Raw genomic sequence first — 16,913 nt, forward strand, 5'->3', positions numbered from 1 at the left:
GCACGGACCTGACACGACCCGCACCACTGGCCTGTTCGCTTGCGAACCACGCCAGAGCGGGCCTGCTCACACTCTCGATCAGCCCGGCGTGCGTTCACCTTGCGCATGCTGGCGATAACGGCTCAAAGACAGCCCGGTGTGGCGCTTGAAGTAGCGACACAGATACGAGGGGTCCCCAAAGTTGAGCTGATCGGCGATCTGCCCCATCGCCAACTGGCTGTAGGAAAGCAGCGCCTTGATTTCCAGCACCACTTGCCTGTCGATCAAGGCCTTGGGGCTGTCGTTGAAAAACTCTTTGGTCAGCTGGGACAGGTAAAACGGGGTGATATTGAGCGCATCCGCGTAAAACTTGACCTCACGATGCTGCCTGCACTGCTGTCCAACCCGTTCCCAGAACCGCCAACTGATCTGCTCCTTGCGGCTGAACGTCTTTCCGCCTTGATACTCGGGCGGAATCTGATCGGCAATCCGCAGAAAGAAATTCTGCAACTGATTGCGCAGCATGATGTGCTGATACAGCGTGCGGGTTCGCACAATCTCGCGCAGTTGCACCAGCCAAGCCGCCAGCAAGGCCCGGTCTTGTTGCGGGGGCACGCACAGTGGATGGTCATGCAGGAACACAAACAAGGCATTAGGCAATTGATACGCCACTTCTGACGCCAGGCTCTTGGGCATCAACAGGAAAAACACCTTGAAACCGCGCGAACGCTTTTTCAGCAGCGCAATCGTGTCCTCCGCCAAAACCAGCACATCCTGAGGCCGTACAGGCTGATCCTTGAAGTTCAGGCTGATCAGAGCGTGGCCCGACAGGCAGATCATCAAGGTCATATAGGCATGACCAAAAGACAACGGCATGCCCATGCTGTCAGCCAGCGTTGTCTCGCCCGTCAGCCAGCCGTCTTGGGTGCTGAGTAATTGTGGAGTGTGATGCATGATGTTGTCCTGCTCTTTAGCACTCGGCACCCTGCAAGACTTGCTAAAAGTACCGAAACTACCAAGGTCCTGCTCTGTTCGCTCACGCCGCCCGCTTCTATTCTGTTTTCTGCTTCATTGTGAGTAAAGAAAATGACACTTCAAACAGAAAGACTCATTTTACGCCCCTGGCAGAACAGCGACGCCGAGGATTTGTATGTATACGCCAACGACGAGCGAGTCGGCCCGATTGCCGGTTGGCCTGCTCATACCAGCGTTGAGGAAAGTGCCGAAATTATCCGCACAGTTTTCAATATGCCCGAAGTGTATGCCGTCGAACAGAGAGACAATGGCCGGGCTATTGGATGCATTGGCATACTGATCGGCAAGAACAGCAACTTCAAGCTCAGTGAAGAAGAAGGTGAAATTGCCTATTGGATTGGCGTCCCCTACTGGGGTCAGGGCTTGATCCCCGAGGCCGTGCGCGAAGTGATGCGACACGCGTTTGAAACGCTGAAACTGAACGCACTGTGGTGCGGCTACTTTGCCAACAATACCCAATCACACCGTGTGCAGGCCAAATGCGGGTTTCGCCATCACCGCACCGAGGAAAACAAATACAACCCGTTCCTGCGAGACTACCGGACTGAACACATCAGCCGCATTACGGCCCAGGAATGGCTGGCCTTGCCCAAACAACAGGCCTAATCCCAGCCACCACCCTCCGGTCAGCTGGAATCGGCATCCTGGGGCTGACTTACACACGAGAACAGCTCCTGGACTTCTTCGATGCTCAATGTCAGACCCAATCGTGACTGCAAGCACTCAGCCCAGGATGTCGCCCATCAGAAACACGACACTGCCCATGGCAAACAGGCTCAGGGCAAGCAGAGAGACGGCCGACGGGAAGGTGCCGGTAGTTTTCAGATTACTCATGACAGATGTCCCAACAAATTACATCGCCTTAGGCCACTTGCTGGGTCAGCAAGGCCGCAAGGTACATGCCCAGACCGAAAATCGCGTGTGTCAGCAAACTATGCAAACGATGGGTCCAAGGCGTAGGGGTACGCGACGCAGCCAATGCCCCGCCGCCAACCATACGCAATGTCCGACATTCCCGCGCTTGCTGAAAGCCGCTGCGATCCGGGTCAGGAAGAACAAGACCGGCAGCCCCAGCGAGGCAGTGTCGCGTCTGGCCAAACCTTTGCCGGGCAAAAAACCACCAGCCATCACAAGCTGAGGCTTCAAGACCGTAAAAGCCTCCCCCTATAATGAGCAACTGTCGCGCCACATCCCTTTCAACTGGGCAGATGCCGCCATGCAGCGTTTCCCCCGCGACACATCTTCAAGCTATTTCTGTGAGGAGCCGTCTGAATGACGAGCACAAAGTCAGCAACTGAGTAAGCCGCAACAAGCTCTTGTCTTGTTGCGGCGCTCTGTACTTCCAATCCCGCTGATTGATAACAAACAGACGCCGCCCGATTCCTTTTTTCGAGTGGTAATTTTGTTATGTCTTGCTCACGCTCTTCCTGGGCTCATACGCTGCCAGCCGCCTTGCTGTTGATGGCGCCTTTTGACATCCTCGCGTCCCTGGGGATGGATATCTACTTGCCCGTCGTACCGGCCATGCCGGAGCTTCTGGGCACGACCCCAGCCCTCATCCAGCTGACCCTTAGCCTGTACATGCTGCTATTGGGTGCGGGGCAACTGATCTTTGGCCCTCTGTCGGACCGCATAGGCCGACGACCAGTTTTGCTGGCCGGAGCCGCGCTGTTCGTGCTGGCCTCAATCGCCGCCGCCTTATCCAGCACCGCCTGGGCTTTTGTAGGTTTCAGAGTGCTGCAAGCACTGGGGGCCTCGGCCACCCTGGTGGCCTTGTTTGCCACCGTACGCGATGTCTACGCCGATCGTGCCGAAGGGGTGGTGATCTACGGCCTGTTTAGCGCCATCCTGGCATTCGTACCCGCCTTGGGGCCTATTGCAGGTGCTCTGATTGCCCGTGCGGGCGGGTGGCAGGCCATCTTCCTGAGCCTGGCCGGAATGGGTCTGCTGGCCTGGCTCCACGCGCTGTTCCGTTGGCAGGAAACTCGGCCTGCCAAACCACTGCATTCACAACAGTCCGCGCTGGCCGTCTTCAAAAGCCCAGCCTTTTGGGTCTATACCCTGGGTTTCTCCACCGGGATGGGGACATTTTTCGTCTACTTCTCCACGGCCCCACGCGTCCTGATCGGACAAGCGGGTTACTCAGAAATGAGCTTCAGCCTGGCCTTTGCCAGTGTTGCCCTGGTGATGATTGCCACCACCCGCCTGTCCAAAACCTTTGTGGCCCGCTGGGGAACCGCCGGGAGCCTGAAGCGCGGCATGGGCGTGATCCTTCTTGCCACCCTCTTGCTGGCAACCGGGCAGATCTTGCTGGAACCTTCCTTTACCAGCTTTATCCTGCCCATGTGGCTGGCCGCCATCGGCATTGTGATGACCGTATCCGTCACCGCCAATGGCGCCTTGGCTCAATTCAACGACGTGGCCGGCTCCGCCGTGGCGATCTACTTTTGCGTGGAAAGCCTGATCGTTAGCGTGATCGGCACCTTGGCAGTGACCTTATTGGATGGGGATACGGCGTGGCCGCTGGTGGTGTTTGGACTAGGGATGAGCAGTGTGGTGTTGCTTGCTTTGATGTTGCTGGAGGCAAAGAGCAAACGCGAGGTTTGAAGATAAAAAAGGGAAGGTTTTCGGTATGCCTTCCCTCCATTTGGATCACCCGCCGCCACTGTTCATGAGTAATCTCAGGAGCGAGCTACGGCGGACAACAATGCAATCAAGCGTCCCCATGTCCGTAATCCCAGTTCCAAGAACACATAAGGACTGGGATTACGGGCATTAAGTCAGCAAGCCGTCCCCAAACTCAAGTCATACGTCACCCAAACGGTTGCCTGAGCCAGACCATCGTATAGCCTTCGCGCCTGGGCATTGTCCTGCGCCGTAATCCAGCGCAGGAACGGCCAGCCTTGCTCCTTACCTGCCTGGGAGACTGCCTCAATCAAACGGCGGCCCAGCCCGCCGCCTCGCTGTTCCGGCAACACAAACAAGTCATCCAGAAAACCAGCCTCCTTGCCCAGCAAGGGCTCCGGGAAAGGACGGTAATGCGCCAAACCCAGCAGCACACCATTCGCCGTAGCTACCACCTTCCCCTGCAAAGGATGCTGCGCATCCAGCAGCCAGGACCAGGTACGAGCCAGGATCTCTTCATTCATGGGCTCTTTGTAAAACTCGGCGTACTGCCGATACAGTAACTCCCAAGCGACACGGTCTTGCGGCTGCAAATCCCGGATCTGAATACCACCGGCTATCGGCTGTTCTGCACGGCTAGTCATGCTTGTGTTCCCCTGTCGCTTACCATGCTGTTGCAAGGGCAGGCTGCGCCTGGTGAGAGGCAAAATGTGGCAGCACATACTCAGCCAACTCCTGGATAATTCCCGCCGCCGGTCGCTGCGCAAACTGAATACCCAAAGCAGCATGATTCACACCGGCTGCCTGCCATTCTTCCAGCAAGGTGATCAGCCCCTTGCGACCGGTACGCAGTGTAAAACCACCGCGCAACGGTGTGCGTGGGTAATCGGGGTCATCCACCAAATCCAGCCATTCATTGGTCATGTGCGGACGGAAACCGCCATCTGGAATCCGGGCGCGCCAAGCCCGAATTTTGGCAGCCAGCTTTTGCGGACCTAGCGGTGTATGTGTGGCTTCCGGATAGGTCAGCCAACCATCGGCATGTTCGGCGATCCATTCGGGCGACTGCCCCGAGGAGCTGGTGACAATCAAGGGAATGGAGCCATGCACAGGCTTGGGTAACAGCTCTGCGGTATCGAAGCGACCTAGCGGAGAGTCGATATCCAGTTGCCCCGCTTGCGTTAGCTGACGGAAATAGCTGACAGCCTGCGCAAAACGCTCTGCCCGTTCGGCCCGCTCCACGCCATAGGCGGGAAACTCCACGGGCCTGTCCCCGGAAGCAATACCCAGCACCAAGCGTCCACCGGACAACTGATCAATGGTGAAAGCGGATTTCGCCAGGTCGATCGGGTGACGCAGGGAGAAAATCGTGCTGCCCGTGGCCAAGGCCACCCGCTTGGTGCGAGCAGCCAGAAAAGCCAGGTAAGTAAAGGGATCGAACACCTGCCCCGCATCTCCGAAACTTGGATCATACAAGGGCACATCACGTACCCACACCGCTGCAAAATCCTGGCGGTCTATCTCCTCTAGCAGCGCTGCCTGCCCGGCCAGCACACTCATATCGCCTTGATAAAAACGCAGAGGCAGGAAGATCCCCATGGTCAGACGACCCGGCGCAAACATGCGGCTATAGCCAGGGTGATTGGCAAAGGCAGGGAAAGATGCGCCTTGAGTCAGGCTTGTTTCAATCGTCATGCTGTTTTCCCCTCAGGCGCCAGTAGCAGGTTCAGGCAAGGTGATGCCTTTACGGACTGCGGGGCGTTGGGCCACGCGATCATGCCAGGCACTCATGTGCGGGTACTGGCTGAAATCAAAGTCGATAATCCGCGCAATATGCATCCAGCCAAAATGCGCAATATCGGCAATGGAATAGTCCTGTCCCGCCAGATAAGGATGGTCTGCCAAGCGTGTATCCAGCACGGTGAACAGATCATTCACCAGACGGCGGTAGCGCTCGATGGCGGCCGGAATCTTCTCTTGCGCGAACAGCTCGAAATGCACGCGCTGGCCCAGAATCGGCCCCACGCTGGAGGAATGAAATTGCAGCCATTTGATCGTTTCCCAGCGCTGAACAGGATCTTTTGAAAGCAATTGGCCGGTTTTTCCCGCCAGATACAGCAGGATCGCGGCGGACTCGAACAGAACAACAGCTGTTTCATCATCCGTCATCACCGGGATACGCCCATGTGGATTCAGGGCCAGAAACTCCGGCTGCTTATGCTCATTCGCTTCGATACGCACGTGATGCAGGCGATACGGAAGTGCCAGCTCTTCCAGGGCGATGGTCACCTTAAAGCCGTTAGGCGAACTATCGGTGTACAGATCAATCATGGCGTGGCTCCCAAACAGAAAGTTCGCTCTTCTTTTGGATATAGATAAGCTAAACTTTAAAAACGATTCAGAAGCCCATTTTCCCCATTTAGATAGCCAAAGAAAAACGATTAAATCTGCTTGATAGATTTAGATAAACTAAATCATGAATCCTGTCTTTCCTTTACAAGCTCTGCGCGCCTTTACCGAAGTCGGACGCTACGGCAGCATCAAGCTGGCCGCCCAGGCACTAGGCGTAACCTCGGGCGCAGTCAGCCAGCAAATCCGGCTGCTGGAAGACCGCTTGGGCGTGACACTGTTTGTGCGCAGCCACCACAAAATGAGCCTGAGTCAAGCAGGTGAACAGGTCTACCCTGCCCTGCTGACGGCGTTTGACCAGATCGAACAGGCCATGCATACGCTGGAAGCCACCAAGCACAGGAAGACACTGACGATCAGCACCGTGCCTTCCTTTGCCGCTTCCTGGCTGATTCCCCGGCTGGCCGATTTCAAGCAACGCCATCCCGATATCGAAATCCGTGTGGAGGCGTCCCCCACGCTGGTGGACCTGCGTCGCGACAAAGTGGATATCGCCATTCGCCACGGCTTGGGCGTATACCCCGGCTTGCAGGCCGAGCCCTTGATGGCCCCTGTCTTGCTGCCTGTAGCCAGCCCTGCGTTGCTGCAAGACAAGCCAGTCATTCAGGAGCCAGCAGATTGCCTGGAGTGGCCACTGCTACAAGATGCCGACCGGGCCGACTGGGCGCTTTGGCTGTCTGCCCACGGGGTGGAGGACGATGCACGCGCCGATAGAGGCACAGCTTTTGAGGATGATTACCTGCTGATACGCGGCGCGATTGCGGGCCTGGGACTGGCTTTGATACCGCAAGAATATGCGCAAGATGAAATAGCCGCAGGCCGCTTGGTGCAAGTGTTGGACAAGCCCTGGCCAGCCCGCTTTGCCTACTACCTGGTGACCTTGCCCGATACGAGGCAAAAAACAGAGGTCCGTGCCTTTAGTGATTGGATAAGCGAGCAAGCCCATTCATAGCAAGGTAACCAAGCTTCTTCCTGCTGCTGTGGTGGTAACAATGACCGCTATCGCACAGCGGTAGGGAGAAACAGACAGCACCTCATCGCTTCCCAATCCAGTCTCCGTAGGACCACCACGTCAACAGCCCTCATGGCCACGTCCCCCGGCTCCAGACATTGAAAATCCGCCTGACTTCCAACAAGGAAGCATATGATTTTTTTTGAAAAAAAACCCCGTCCCAAAAGGACGGGGCCAACCTCAACAAGCAATTGAAAAACTCTTAAGGCAATTCCACGGCCACCGGACCACGGGGACGGGAACAGCACAGCAAGACTTTGCCCTCTGGCACAGGGTCCAGAGGCTCTTCAAAATAATCGACCTCGCCCGATACCAGGGTGCACATACAGGTATTGCACAGGCCGGCCCGGCAATTAAAGTCCGGACTCAAGCCCGTTTCCTCAGCCAGATCCAGCAGGGAAGGACAGTCCTCATGCCATTGGGCCTGACGACCGTCGGGCAGGAACGTCACGGTTTGCGTCGCATCCACGGCGGTTTCCGCACTGGTTTGCGCAGCAGCTTCAGTGATGGCGGGGAGCAACGCCTGCTCTGCGTTCACCCCTGCGGCGCTGGAGACCACGGCCGTTTGCCCCTCAGGCTGAACCGTGCTGGCGGCAGTATCGCCAGCCAGGGTGTTTTCCAGCACCGTGGCCGGGCCAAAAAACTCGTAGTGAATGCGCTCTCGCGTCACTCCCAGACTACGCAGAACGCCGTAATTGCTCTGCATGAAGGCACCAGGCCCACACAGGTAAAACTCGTAATCATCCAGCGGTAGCCAACGCTGCAAATGCTCACGGGTAATCAGTCCCGCCACATGGTGCAAACCGGCTTGTACGTCATCTTCAGTCGGGTTGCGATAGCAGAAGTAAAGTTGCACGCCGTCACGCTGTGTGGCCAGTTCACGCATTTCATCCGCAAAGGCATGAACCGAGCCGTTATCGCAGGCGTGAATCACGTAGACCTTACGCTGACTGCGTTTCAGCAAACGATGCAGCATGGCCAGCAAGGGAGTCTGGCCCACGCCGCCACTTAGCAGCACCACAGGCCGCTGGCTGCTCTCGTCCAGCACAAACTCGCCAAGTGGCCCTGCCGCGCTCAGCACATCACCTGGCTGCACCTGTTGATGCAGATAGGAGGAGGCCAGACCATCGGCCACGCTTAACCCTACCGGGGCCTTCTCGTGTTTGACGGAAATACGCAAGCGGTCCGTGCTGTCGGGGTCCCCCGACAGACTGTAATTACGCAGCACGGTTTGTCCGTCAATTTCCAGACGAAACACCAGATACTGGCCTGGCTGATAAGGCGGCATCACACCGTCCACCGGGGCCAGCACAAAGGAGGTAATCACATCGCTTTCACGCTGTTTTTCCAGAACACGGTAATCCCGAAAACGGCGGCTGGCCGGGGATGCAGTGGACGCAGATGAGGCAGTCGGGCTCATGACGCTCAAGCCGCCGGGGTCTCGCTGGCGTCCGTCTGCTCGGCCTGGATCAGCTGGCTGATCTTGCGACGGAAGCGCAAGGGGCCGGAATCCAGCGGCAAGTCCAAGGCAGCGGGACGCTCTTTCAGGGCTTTATGCACCTCTTCCAGAACCACTTTGTCTTCCAGGAACGCATGGCGCACGTCTTCGTTGAAAATCTTGGAAATGGCCTCGTCATCCGGGCTGAAGTTGCGCAGCTGGAACCAGAAGTAGCGGGTGTGTTCCTCGTCGATGGGGGTCAGGAAGTTATAGGAGTCCATCAGGAAAACGTCTGGGTGGTACTCGCTGGGCTGCTCGGTGGCGGCACCGGCAGGCAGGAAGATGGCCTTGATAACGGCCAGCGACGGGAAGCGTACTTCGTATTGCTGCTTGCGGTCGCAATTGCCTTCAAATTTCACAAACTGCTTGTAAAACGGCGCAACTTCCACGTTTTTTGACCAGCGCGAGACCGTCACGCCATTGTCCTCAACCTTCACCGTCAGGGGCAGGCCGATGATGTCGGGGCTACCAAACGAGCTTTGGTGTACCCAGGATACGTGCGAGGGGTCCAGCAAATTGTCGGTGACGTACAAGTAATTGCAGTCCAGTTCCATGGCATCGCCACGATTCACGCCCCATTCGGGATTGTCCCACTCGGGGATATCAATCAATTTGGACGGGTCTGCCAGCGCAGGGTCCCCCATCCAGACCCAGACCAGACCATAACGCTCCGCACAAGGATAACTACGTACCACCGCACTTTTAGGAATTTGCGCCACGCCGGGCGCCTTGGTACAGGAGCCGCTGCAATCAAAGGTCAGGCCGTGATAGCCACACTCCACCTGATCACCAATCAAGCGACCTTTGGACAAGGGCAGACGACGGTGCGGACAGGAATCTTCCAAAGCAACCGGCTGGCCGTCTTCTCGACGGTACAGCACCAGATTTTCGCTAAGCATACGCACGGGCAGCAAGCTGCGGCCAAGCTGCGCAGCTAAAGCGCCAACATACCAAGCATTACGTACAAACATGGTTTACTCCCAACTCTGAATGCGACGCATGAAGGCGAAACGCATCCACCCATGCTCTATGTGTCTTTGAAGAATGCCGAGCCAAGGCCCAGGATCATCATAAACGCAATTAAATTCAGGCTACTATCCATTTCGTTTAGAATTTCTAAACCTAAATGACTGTTCTGAACGGGGCCTACCGATCATGGATACTTTGCCTCCCCTACGTGCCTTGCAAGTCTTTGAAACGCTGGGCCATAGCCAAAGCCTGCAAGAAGCCGCCCGACGTCTAAAAATTACACCCGGTGCGATCAGCCAGCAATTACGGTTGCTGGAACAGTCGCTGGGCTGCAGCTTGACCTACAAGGAAGGCAAGCGCCTGCGGCTGACGGCGGCCGGGGTACGCTTTCACGAAATTTGCACCCAGGCTTTTGAGCTCCTGCGTGACGGCCGGCAAGAAATGGAGCGGTCGCGCAATACCAGCCTGTTATCCATCAGCGCCCTGCCATCCATGCTGAAAACCTGGATGGCCCCGCTGGCATTTCGATGGCAAGAGCACTATGACCCAGAACTGACGCTGCATCTGAAAGGCAGCCATGCCGAGCCTGATCTGGAAGCAGAACAGATTGATTTTCGGATTACCTATGGGCAAGCAGCCGCCCGCCCCCGCAGCTTTACCGAACTGTATACCGATCGAGTCGTCCCCGCCTGCAGCCCGCTTCTGCTGCAAGGGCAGGCTCCGTTGCGGCATCCACGTGATCTGCTGAACTATCCGTTGCTGTCCTCGGACTGGCAGCCGCGCTTTACCTCGCCACCGTCCTGGCGAGACTGGTTTGAATCGCTGAGCGTCGACCCCGGCGAGCTGCCCTTGGATCGCTTCCGCGTTTTTTCGCTCTCGCATATGGCTTTGGAATGCGCTGTCGCCGGTCAAGGGTTTGTTTTAGCCCAATGCTCGATGATAGAAAAAGAAGTCCGCCACGGGCAGCTTATCCTGCCCTTCTCCCATTCCTTACCCCTGCCCTGGCCCTACGTGTTGACTCGACGGGCAGGCGCCTTTGAATCGCCCCATAGTCAGGACTTTCACCGCTATTTACTAAACCGGGCTCGACAACAGGAGCAGATCAATCAGGAGATTCTGTCCCGGGCGTTAGCCTAAGTCCGCCGCCGACAGCCGGTTTCAAGAGGGCTGGGTTGAACCGGCCCAATACAGGCAAGCGACTTACCGGCCAGGATGCTGGGTGATCCAGCGGCCTGATCTGGATGGACGGGTCGGGCTGCGTTGCCGCTCAGTCTGGGTAGACTTCCTTTCCTCCAATTCACCGAAAAAAAACGTGTTGCCGGCCCCACAAAGGCTGGCAACACGTTCTTGGCTTCGTCAGCAACGACGGTACGGTTTAGGCCACGACTGCCGCCATCGACTCCGCAAAATAATCAACGTTGGACTGATTCAGGCCAGGCACGCTGATGCGGCCCGATTCCAGCACGTACACGCCATAATCGTCACGCAGCTTCTGAATCTGCTCTTTGCTCAGCCCGGTGTAGCAGAACATGCCTTGTTGTTTGACGAAATAGCTGCTGTCGTACTGGGGCGCCAGTTCTTTCAAACGCTCGTGTACACGCTTGCGCATGGCAGCGATACGCTGACGCATGGTTTCCACGTCAGCCGACCATTCCGCCAGCAAGGTTTCATCCGACAAGACCGAGGCAATCGCCTGACCACCATGCGAGGGAGGATTGGAGTAAATGCGACGTACCACCGCTTTCAACTGCCCCAGAACACGATCTGCTTCATCGGCGCTCTGGCACACCACCGACAACCCGCCGCAACGCTCGGAGTAATAGGAAAAGTTCTTGGAAAACGAGTTTGCCAGCAGGAAGCTCAACCCGGCATCCACCATGGCACGTACGGCAAAGGCGTCTTCATCCAGACTACGACCAAACCCTTGATAGGCCATATCCAGGAAAGGAATCAGCTTGCGCTGCTGCAGCACAGGAATCAGTTGCAGCCACTGCTCATCGCTCAGATCGGCCCCGGTGGGGTTATGACAACAAGGATGCAACAAGACAATGCTGTACTCGGGCAGCACGGAAATGTCCTCCATCAACCCAGTGAAGTCCAGACCGCGAGTGGCTGGATCGTAGTAGCGATAGGTATGGGTACGAATGCCCGATCCCCGGAAAATGGAGTGGTGGTTATCCCAGGCCGGGTCACTGATCCACATTTCACTCTCGGGGTAGGCTTCGTGCAAAAAGTCGCCCCCGACTTTCAAGGCGCCGGAGCCACCCAGTGTCTGAATGGTCGCCACACGTCCTTCCTGCAGCACCTTGCTGTCGGCACCAAACACCAGCTTCTGTACAGCGCTGCGGTAAGAAGCCAAGCCTTCAATAGGCAGATAGCCACGTGGCTGGCCCTTGGCGGCCCATTGCTCTTCAGCGCGGCGAGCCACGTCCAGCAGGGGCAGACGGCCTTGCTCGTCGTAATACAGACCAATGGTCAGGTTAACCTTGCGATCGCGCGGATCGGCGTGAAATGCCTCATTCAAGCGGAAAATCGGATCACCACCATAGGCCTGCAAATGCTCAAACATGCTTGTTCCTTGAAAAATTACGGTTCTGGGCCGTCCGGTTGGTCGACGGTCTGTCCAAATATGCATTGACCTTATACCTTGGGCCTGCTTTAGCCACTATATCGGGGATCTTTTGGCAGCACCTGAGCATGCGAGCGATGCGTGAATGCCTCATCAGACTTGTCCCCCCTGACCAGGCACCACACCTGTTCTTGTCTAGTCGGTGCAGGCAACGCATCGCGCGCCTCCCTATCTCGCCTTGGGTCAGTCGGATTCAAGGGACATGAAGGCATGATGGCGGTCGCGTTGCCTGGGCCTTGCCAGCAAAGAATATACATGGCTTTTTCGCGATGCAGGAAGCCTCGTCAGCGCTGGGCGGGGTTTTGCCCGACCTGCCGTTCCTATGTCACCGTATTGTCATATGCAGATCCTGCTCAAGACCGTTAACATGAGACTTTCATCGTTTCCACACAGGAGTCCGCCGTGCCCGTATCGTCGCTGCCCAGTCCCGTATCCTGCCCTTTAAAAGGGGCCAGCAATTTCCGTGATATTGGCGGCTATGCCACGGACTCCGGCTCTTTTCGTAAAGGTCGTGTCTACCGCTCGGACCATCTGGCAGATTTAAGCCAGCAGGATCTGGACATCCTCAAGGAGCTGGGCATTGCGCGCTCCCTGGATTTTCGCGGGGCGCACGAGCGCAAACGTTCGCCTTACCAGTACAGCTTTTTGACCAGTCACGCCCTGATAGTCGAACCCACCGTCTTACCCGATTTTCTGGACATGCTGGCTCAAGGCCAGGGGGATGTGCAGGCTGCGCACGCCACGATGAACAAGACCTACACCGAGTTCGTAACCACCCATGCCCGCACCTTTGCCCAGGTCTTTGATCAACTGCTGCAAGCCGATACGCCCGTGGTGATGCACTGTACGGCCGGGAAAGACCGGACTGGCTTTGCCGTGGCCTTGTTGCACCGCGCCGCTGGCGTCCATCCAGATGATGTCATGCACGACTATCTGCTGACCAAGCAGTTCTTCCGCCGCCCCGATCTGCCTGATAACCGGGGTATCCGCGACGAAGTACTGGATATTCTGTGGGGTGTTCAGCCCGAGTTTTTGGAAACCGCCTTCAAGACTATTGATGCTACCCACGGCAGCCTGGATCGGTTTTTCCAGGATGCCTTACAGCTCAGCTCCGCCCGACGCGAGGCCCTGCTGGAACGCTACGTCGCCTAAACCACCCTCACGGAGGTCGCGGGCAGTTCCCAGTGACCTTCCAGACTCAAGGCCGGTCCCAGCACATTGCGCCAGGTTGGCAGATCATGCATTTGCGTGAACAAGGGCATGCAATAACGCGGCTGCACCATATCCACCAGCCAGCGCAAATCGGACAGACGGGGATGCACATTCCAGCACAAGGTGTGAGTGCCGCGCGGCGCGTGCGGGGCGACATAGCCGGTGTGTATCAGCAAGCGGCTGCCGGGCGCTGCCTCCGGGTCCAGGGAGTGCAGCCGATGCTCCCGGATCAGCTCGCCCGCTTTGCCCTGACACCCGTCCGGTTCGCCGGCCAGCACCAGGTGAGCATGCGGATCAAAGGCGGCAGCACGCGGCATGAGCTCGCGCAACGCCTGTTGCACCCCAGGCAATAACAGGTCACTGCTCTGACTGATCATGCGGGTCAGGTTTTCATAGCAGGACGCATCCATGCTCCAGTCCTCGTATCCTTGCTGCTGACGCCACAGGGCAATCTCTATTGCCCGGCCCGAAGGCGGCACCGGCAACAAGGCGGGATGAGACTGTAACAAGGATTCCAGAATGCTCCAGGCCACATGATGCGACTGGTCGTACAACCCGTAAGAGGCGTCCAGTAAAGCCAGATGCGCAGGTGGTGGCAAGTCAAACGGAAACAGCAGGGATTCGCAGGAAAAATCCCCGCTATAAAATAGCCCGCCCCCCACATCCAGATGCAGCCAGACACCTCCCAGCGCGTGGCCGGACAAGCCGGTACGCACAGCAATATCACCGATATAGGTCGTGCCGCGCGTGGGCAGCTCGCGCCAGGTTCGCCCGGCAGGCAAACTGCGTGCGGTGGAGGCGGTGGCATAGACAGGAATATGCTCGGGCAGCTTGGACAGCGCGCCGATATGGTCCTGGTGATCATGGGTGACCAGGATGGCATCCACCTCCAGTCCGTGATACCAGTCGCACGCCTGCCCGGGATACAGCGGGCCGCCTGCATCCAGCAGGAGTCGCAGGCCACAGGCCTGTACAAGGATAGCGGCGGGCGCCTTGCCTCCATAACCGCTCAACACCGTCACCTGGGTCTGGTTCATGGTCCTTCCCCCACAAGGCCGTGTGATCCACACATCGCCAAGCCACACCCGGCATCCTGCTGTGTCGCAGGGCTAAGCACCGGGCACACAGGCAAAGCATCGATTAGCGCAATAGGCCGCAGCACAGGCTGCCGGACAGAAAAAGGCATCAACTTAAAGAACCAGAGTCACCGAAGTGCCCTGCCTTAAAAAGACTACGACAGGCTCAGGTTAAACAAGAGTTCTTTCAGCCCTGTTACAGTTTTATGGCAGTTCGATGGCAGTGTGGGCTCGCGGACAAAACCGGCAAAAATAAAAAAAAGAGCGCCAACATCAGCGCTCCGAAAGTGGGGGAACAACAAACAGGATTTCAGACAATCAAAGGCGTCAAGAACACAGCCAGCACCACCGCAGTCAGCAAGCGCATCACGATGCCCAAAACAGCCGCTACCATGACCTCCTTTTCATTCAGATCCGAGCATTCGGCCCAGACCACGGGAATCTGCCCAAAGACCGCAGACAAGGGCAAGCCGGAGGACGCCAGTACAAACGAGCCCACCACCAACGACGGGTCCAGGGTCGAGGCAATCGCCTGCAATTTGCCCATCGCCAGGGTAGGGCTGACCAGCATGGCCAGCAAACCGGTTTCAGGGTGAATGTTCAAGGCCAGCAAACCACGCTCAAGCACCGCACTGATCGGCGCCCAGACGCCGATATGCTCAAGCAGGCCAATGACGCAAAACACCAGAGCCACTGCCGGGATCAGAATCAACAGCAAGAGCTCTACCCCTTCCCGGGCCGCCTTGAACAACATGGGCGCAAAATCGATATTCGGCGTAAAGCGGGGGGCCGCGAGTAAATCCACCGAACGAACATTGCGGTAGACCAGGCGTGACAACAGCAGGGGGGACAGCAGCAAAGGACCGAAGATCGCAATCAGCACCACGGCAAAGACATTGACCCCCGCAAAGGTCAGCGCCATCATGCCCAACATGAAGGTCGAGAACGACTGTTGGGACTGCACCATCGTGGCCACTGCAATCTTCTGCTCGTCCTTGGTGGCCCCGGCCTGGCGCAACAAAGGTCCCGAGATACGGCCAGCCGCGTTGATGTCGCCAAAAATGTTGTACACACTGGGAATAATCACCGCTGGATTGATCCCGATAGCGCGCATGGCGGGCATAAAGACCCGCATCATGGCGTCGGTAAAACCCAGGCGCTCCAGCAGGCGTCCAATGATGACGCTGATAATGACCGCCACCCCCACCTGTCCGGTCAAGAACACATCCACCACGACCGGTTTGACCTTGTTGAGCACGGTATCAAAGGCACCGGACAAGGTAGCGGGATAGAAAAACAGCGTCAGCATGGCCAGGATCAACAAGCCCAGGCCGACTGCCTCAATACGCTCCAAAGGACGACGTCCCGCAGGCGCTACATGCACTACTTTGTCGATTTCTATTGTTTTGTTATCCATGTCTCTCTCCGTTCAGGAAGCTGGACCTACTGGAAGCTCAACACGTTCTTGCCCATCAGATGGGCGGTCGAAAAGTGCTGGGCGTAGTCGCGCAAGCGGGCGCCTCCTACCTGATGCACGGGTGTGGAGGTGACCCGGTCACGGAACATCACCACCTCGACACCCTCGAGCAAGGCGCTCAAGGCATAAGCCAGCGGCAGCCCATTTTCCAGAATTTCCAGCACATGACTGTTACCCACCAGGAAATTCAGGCCCAGCTCCCGAGCACACTCAATCAGTGCATGACCGTCATAAACCCGGCTGATCGACGCCAGCACCGTATCCACCCCCGGATTCTCGGCCACCGCCTGGCGCAGATGTTCGGGGCTGAAACCGGTATGGGGGAAAATATGCAAAATGCGACCCACCCGGCTGCTGCGTTCCCCCAGACGAATCGCGCCGCGGGTCAGGGTGCTGGTCTCCAGAATGCTCTCGTTGCCCTTGATGCGACGTTCCGCCTGCAATAGTTGATCCTCCAGATCCAGACCCATGAATCCGTCCAGGCGATCGAGCATATCGCCCAAGGTGCTGACCTCCTCCAAGGGTTCACCCACGAACATGACATTGCCATGAATGGCCCCGTAGGCGATATCGCTTTTTACGACTTTGTGACCATGCAGATACGCAATACCCGGATGCAGGCCGTGAAACGCCTCGTGGCATTCCAGCGCCGCCACGCCGTACAGGTCCAGATAATCCTTCAAGGTCACGCCCCCACAACTGGCCGCATCGGCAATCGGGTGGTGCGCGACAATGGCATCCACACCCGTAGCGCCAGCCAGCTCAATACTTAGCTCGGACATGGTCATGCACACTGCCACCTTGCGCACTTCCTTGTTGGGATCACCATGAATCAAGCCGGGTATCTCCAAGACTTCCTTACCGTAAATCCCCGAGGACTTCCAGATCACGAAGGGATGATGGCCGCACTTGACCTCATCCATACAGGACACCATGCGTCCCCCTGTGATTACATTCAATGCATCTAGCAAATCGGCTACATAGGCCATGAT

16 protein-coding genes are annotated in these 16,913 nt (G+C 57.2%); 5 read left to right on the forward strand and 11 right to left on the reverse strand.

The window, feature by feature from the left end; all coding sequences use genetic code 11:
• Nucleotides 1-78: 78 nt before the first annotated feature.
• Nucleotides 79-933, reverse strand: coding sequence for an AraC family transcriptional regulator (locus FE795_RS16345; protein ID WP_131071068.1), 855 nt, complete (start codon nt 931-933; stop codon nt 79-81).
• A 132-nt stretch (nt 934-1,065) separates the two neighbouring features.
• On the opposite strand from FE795_RS16345, the gene FE795_RS16350 reads away from it, so the two are divergent.
• Nucleotides 1,066-1,620, forward strand: a complete 555-nt coding sequence (locus tag FE795_RS16350) for a GNAT family N-acetyltransferase (RefSeq protein ID WP_219235338.1) — start codon at nt 1,066-1,068, stop codon at nt 1,618-1,620.
• A gap of 256 nt (nt 1,621-1,876) precedes the next feature.
• On the opposite strand, the gene FE795_RS16355 is transcribed toward FE795_RS16350, so the two are convergent.
• Nucleotides 1,877-2,011 carry a DUF2938 family protein gene (locus FE795_RS16355; protein ID WP_003805223.1) on the reverse strand — a complete coding sequence of 45 codons (135 nt, stop codon included), beginning with the start codon at nt 2,009-2,011 and terminating at the stop codon, nt 1,877-1,879.
• Nucleotides 2,012-2,421: 410 nt separating this feature from the next.
• Here FE795_RS16355 and cml point away from each other — a divergent pair, with 410 nt between their 5' ends.
• Nucleotides 2,422-3,621: a CmlA/FloR family chloramphenicol efflux MFS transporter gene (cml, locus tag FE795_RS16360; RefSeq protein WP_131071071.1), complete on the forward strand. Its 1,200-nt coding sequence runs from the start codon at nt 2,422-2,424 to the stop codon at nt 3,619-3,621.
• Between the two features lie 173 nt (nt 3,622-3,794).
• On the opposite strand, the gene FE795_RS16365 is transcribed toward cml, so the two are convergent.
• From FE795_RS16365 to FE795_RS16375, 3 genes are read right to left on the reverse strand one after another with little or no spacing between them, the layout of a single operon-like run.
• A complete protein-coding gene (locus FE795_RS16365; RefSeq protein ID WP_131071072.1) occupies nt 3,795-4,283 on the reverse strand; it encodes a GNAT family N-acetyltransferase in 489 nt (162 codons plus the stop codon).
• Between the two features lie 19 nt (nt 4,284-4,302).
• On the reverse strand, nt 4,303-5,334 hold the full coding sequence (locus FE795_RS16370) for an LLM class oxidoreductase (RefSeq protein ID WP_131071073.1): 1,032 nt from the start codon (nt 5,332-5,334) through the stop codon (nt 4,303-4,305).
• 12 nt (nt 5,335-5,346) lie between these two features.
• Entirely contained in the window at nt 5,347-5,970 is a 624-nt protein-coding gene (locus tag FE795_RS16375; RefSeq protein ID WP_003805232.1) for a glutathione S-transferase family protein, read from the reverse strand.
• 145 nt (nt 5,971-6,115) lie between these two features.
• Here FE795_RS16375 and gcvA point away from each other — a divergent pair, with 145 nt between their 5' ends.
• Nucleotides 6,116-7,000, forward strand: a complete 885-nt coding sequence (gene gcvA / locus FE795_RS16380) for a transcriptional regulator GcvA (RefSeq protein WP_131071074.1) — start codon at nt 6,116-6,118, stop codon at nt 6,998-7,000.
• 262 nt (nt 7,001-7,262) lie between these two features.
• On the opposite strand, the gene FE795_RS16385 is transcribed toward gcvA, so the two are convergent.
• Nucleotides 7,263-8,480, reverse strand: a complete 1,218-nt coding sequence (locus FE795_RS16385; RefSeq protein WP_131071075.1) for an FAD-binding oxidoreductase — start codon at nt 8,478-8,480, stop codon at nt 7,263-7,265.
• Nucleotides 8,481-8,485: 5 nt separating this feature from the next.
• Nucleotides 8,486-9,529: an aromatic ring-hydroxylating dioxygenase subunit alpha gene (locus FE795_RS16390; RefSeq protein WP_131071076.1), complete on the reverse strand. Its 1,044-nt coding sequence runs from the start codon at nt 9,527-9,529 to the stop codon at nt 8,486-8,488.
• Between the two features lie 184 nt (nt 9,530-9,713).
• Here FE795_RS16390 and FE795_RS16395 point away from each other — a divergent pair, with 184 nt between their 5' ends.
• On the forward strand, nt 9,714-10,664 hold the full coding sequence (locus FE795_RS16395) for a LysR substrate-binding domain-containing protein (RefSeq protein WP_003805243.1): 951 nt from the start codon (nt 9,714-9,716) through the stop codon (nt 10,662-10,664).
• 238 nt (nt 10,665-10,902) lie between these two features.
• Here the strand turns inward: FE795_RS16395 and FE795_RS16400 are convergent, their stop codons facing one another.
• Complete coding sequence (locus FE795_RS16400) at nt 10,903-12,096, reverse strand: amino acid aminotransferase (RefSeq protein ID WP_003805245.1); 1,194 nt, start codon at nt 12,094-12,096, stop codon at nt 10,903-10,905.
• Between the two features lie 462 nt (nt 12,097-12,558).
• Here FE795_RS16400 and FE795_RS16405 point away from each other — a divergent pair, with 462 nt between their 5' ends.
• Nucleotides 12,559-13,308, forward strand: a complete 750-nt coding sequence (locus FE795_RS16405) for a tyrosine-protein phosphatase (RefSeq protein WP_131071077.1) — start codon at nt 12,559-12,561, stop codon at nt 13,306-13,308.
• On the opposite strand, the gene FE795_RS16410 is transcribed toward FE795_RS16405, so the two are convergent.
• The 3 genes from FE795_RS16410 to FE795_RS16420 form a co-directional block, all read right to left on the reverse strand.
• Nucleotides 13,305-14,405: an MBL fold metallo-hydrolase gene (locus tag FE795_RS16410; protein WP_131071078.1), complete on the reverse strand. Its 1,101-nt coding sequence runs from the start codon at nt 14,403-14,405 to the stop codon at nt 13,305-13,307. The two genes, FE795_RS16405 and FE795_RS16410, sit on opposite strands and share 4 nt — an antisense overlap.
• A gap of 349 nt (nt 14,406-14,754) precedes the next feature.
• A complete protein-coding gene (locus tag FE795_RS16415) occupies nt 14,755-15,861 on the reverse strand; it encodes a hypothetical protein (protein ID WP_059318084.1) in 1,107 nt (368 codons plus the stop codon).
• Nucleotides 15,862-15,887: 26 nt separating this feature from the next.
• Entirely contained in the window at nt 15,888-16,910 is a 1,023-nt protein-coding gene (locus FE795_RS16420) for a Nif3-like dinuclear metal center hexameric protein (RefSeq protein WP_059318325.1), read from the reverse strand.
• Between the last annotated feature and the right edge of the window lie 3 nt (nt 16,911-16,913).

This window comes from Alcaligenes ammonioxydans (genome assembly GCF_019343455.1).
In the GTDB taxonomy this organism is placed as follows: Bacteria; Pseudomonadota; Gammaproteobacteria; order Burkholderiales; family Burkholderiaceae_B; genus Alcaligenes; species Alcaligenes ammonioxydans.

Excerpts from the sequence above, each read along its gene's own strand:
- cml (WP_131071071.1), top strand. The coding sequence starts at position 2,422 with ATGTCTTGCTCACGCTCTTCCTGGGCTCATACGCTGCCAGCCGCCTTG.
- FE795_RS16355 (WP_003805223.1), bottom strand. The coding sequence starts at position 2,011 with ATGGTTGGCGGCGGGGCATTGGCTGCGTCGCGTACCCCTACGCCTTGG.
- FE795_RS16375 (WP_003805232.1), bottom strand. The coding sequence starts at position 5,970 with ATGATTGATCTGTACACCGATAGTTCGCCTAACGGCTTTAAGGTGACC.
- FE795_RS16420 (WP_059318325.1), bottom strand. The coding sequence starts at position 16,910 with ATGGCCTATGTAGCCGATTTGCTAGATGCATTGAATGTAATCACAGGG.
- FE795_RS16345 (WP_131071068.1), bottom strand. The coding sequence starts at position 933 with ATGCATCACACTCCACAATTACTCAGCACCCAAGACGGCTGGCTGACG.
- FE795_RS16370 (WP_131071073.1), bottom strand. The coding sequence starts at position 5,334 with ATGACGATTGAAACAAGCCTGACTCAAGGCGCATCTTTCCCTGCCTTT.
- FE795_RS16410 (WP_131071078.1), bottom strand. The coding sequence starts at position 14,405 with ATGAACCAGACCCAGGTGACGGTGTTGAGCGGTTATGGAGGCAAGGCG.
- FE795_RS16390 (WP_131071076.1), bottom strand. The coding sequence starts at position 9,529 with ATGTTTGTACGTAATGCTTGGTATGTTGGCGCTTTAGCTGCGCAGCTT.
- FE795_RS16350 (WP_219235338.1), top strand. The coding sequence starts at position 1,066 with ATGACACTTCAAACAGAAAGACTCATTTTACGCCCCTGGCAGAACAGC.
- gcvA (WP_131071074.1), top strand. The coding sequence starts at position 6,116 with ATGAATCCTGTCTTTCCTTTACAAGCTCTGCGCGCCTTTACCGAAGTC.
- FE795_RS16395 (WP_003805243.1), top strand. The coding sequence starts at position 9,714 with ATGGATACTTTGCCTCCCCTACGTGCCTTGCAAGTCTTTGAAACGCTG.
- FE795_RS16415 (WP_059318084.1), bottom strand. The coding sequence starts at position 15,861 with ATGGATAACAAAACAATAGAAATCGACAAAGTAGTGCATGTAGCGCCT.
- FE795_RS16365 (WP_131071072.1), bottom strand. The coding sequence starts at position 4,283 with ATGACTAGCCGTGCAGAACAGCCGATAGCCGGTGGTATTCAGATCCGG.
- FE795_RS16385 (WP_131071075.1), bottom strand. The coding sequence starts at position 8,480 with ATGAGCCCGACTGCCTCATCTGCGTCCACTGCATCCCCGGCCAGCCGC.
- FE795_RS16400 (WP_003805245.1), bottom strand. The coding sequence starts at position 12,096 with ATGTTTGAGCATTTGCAGGCCTATGGTGGTGATCCGATTTTCCGCTTG.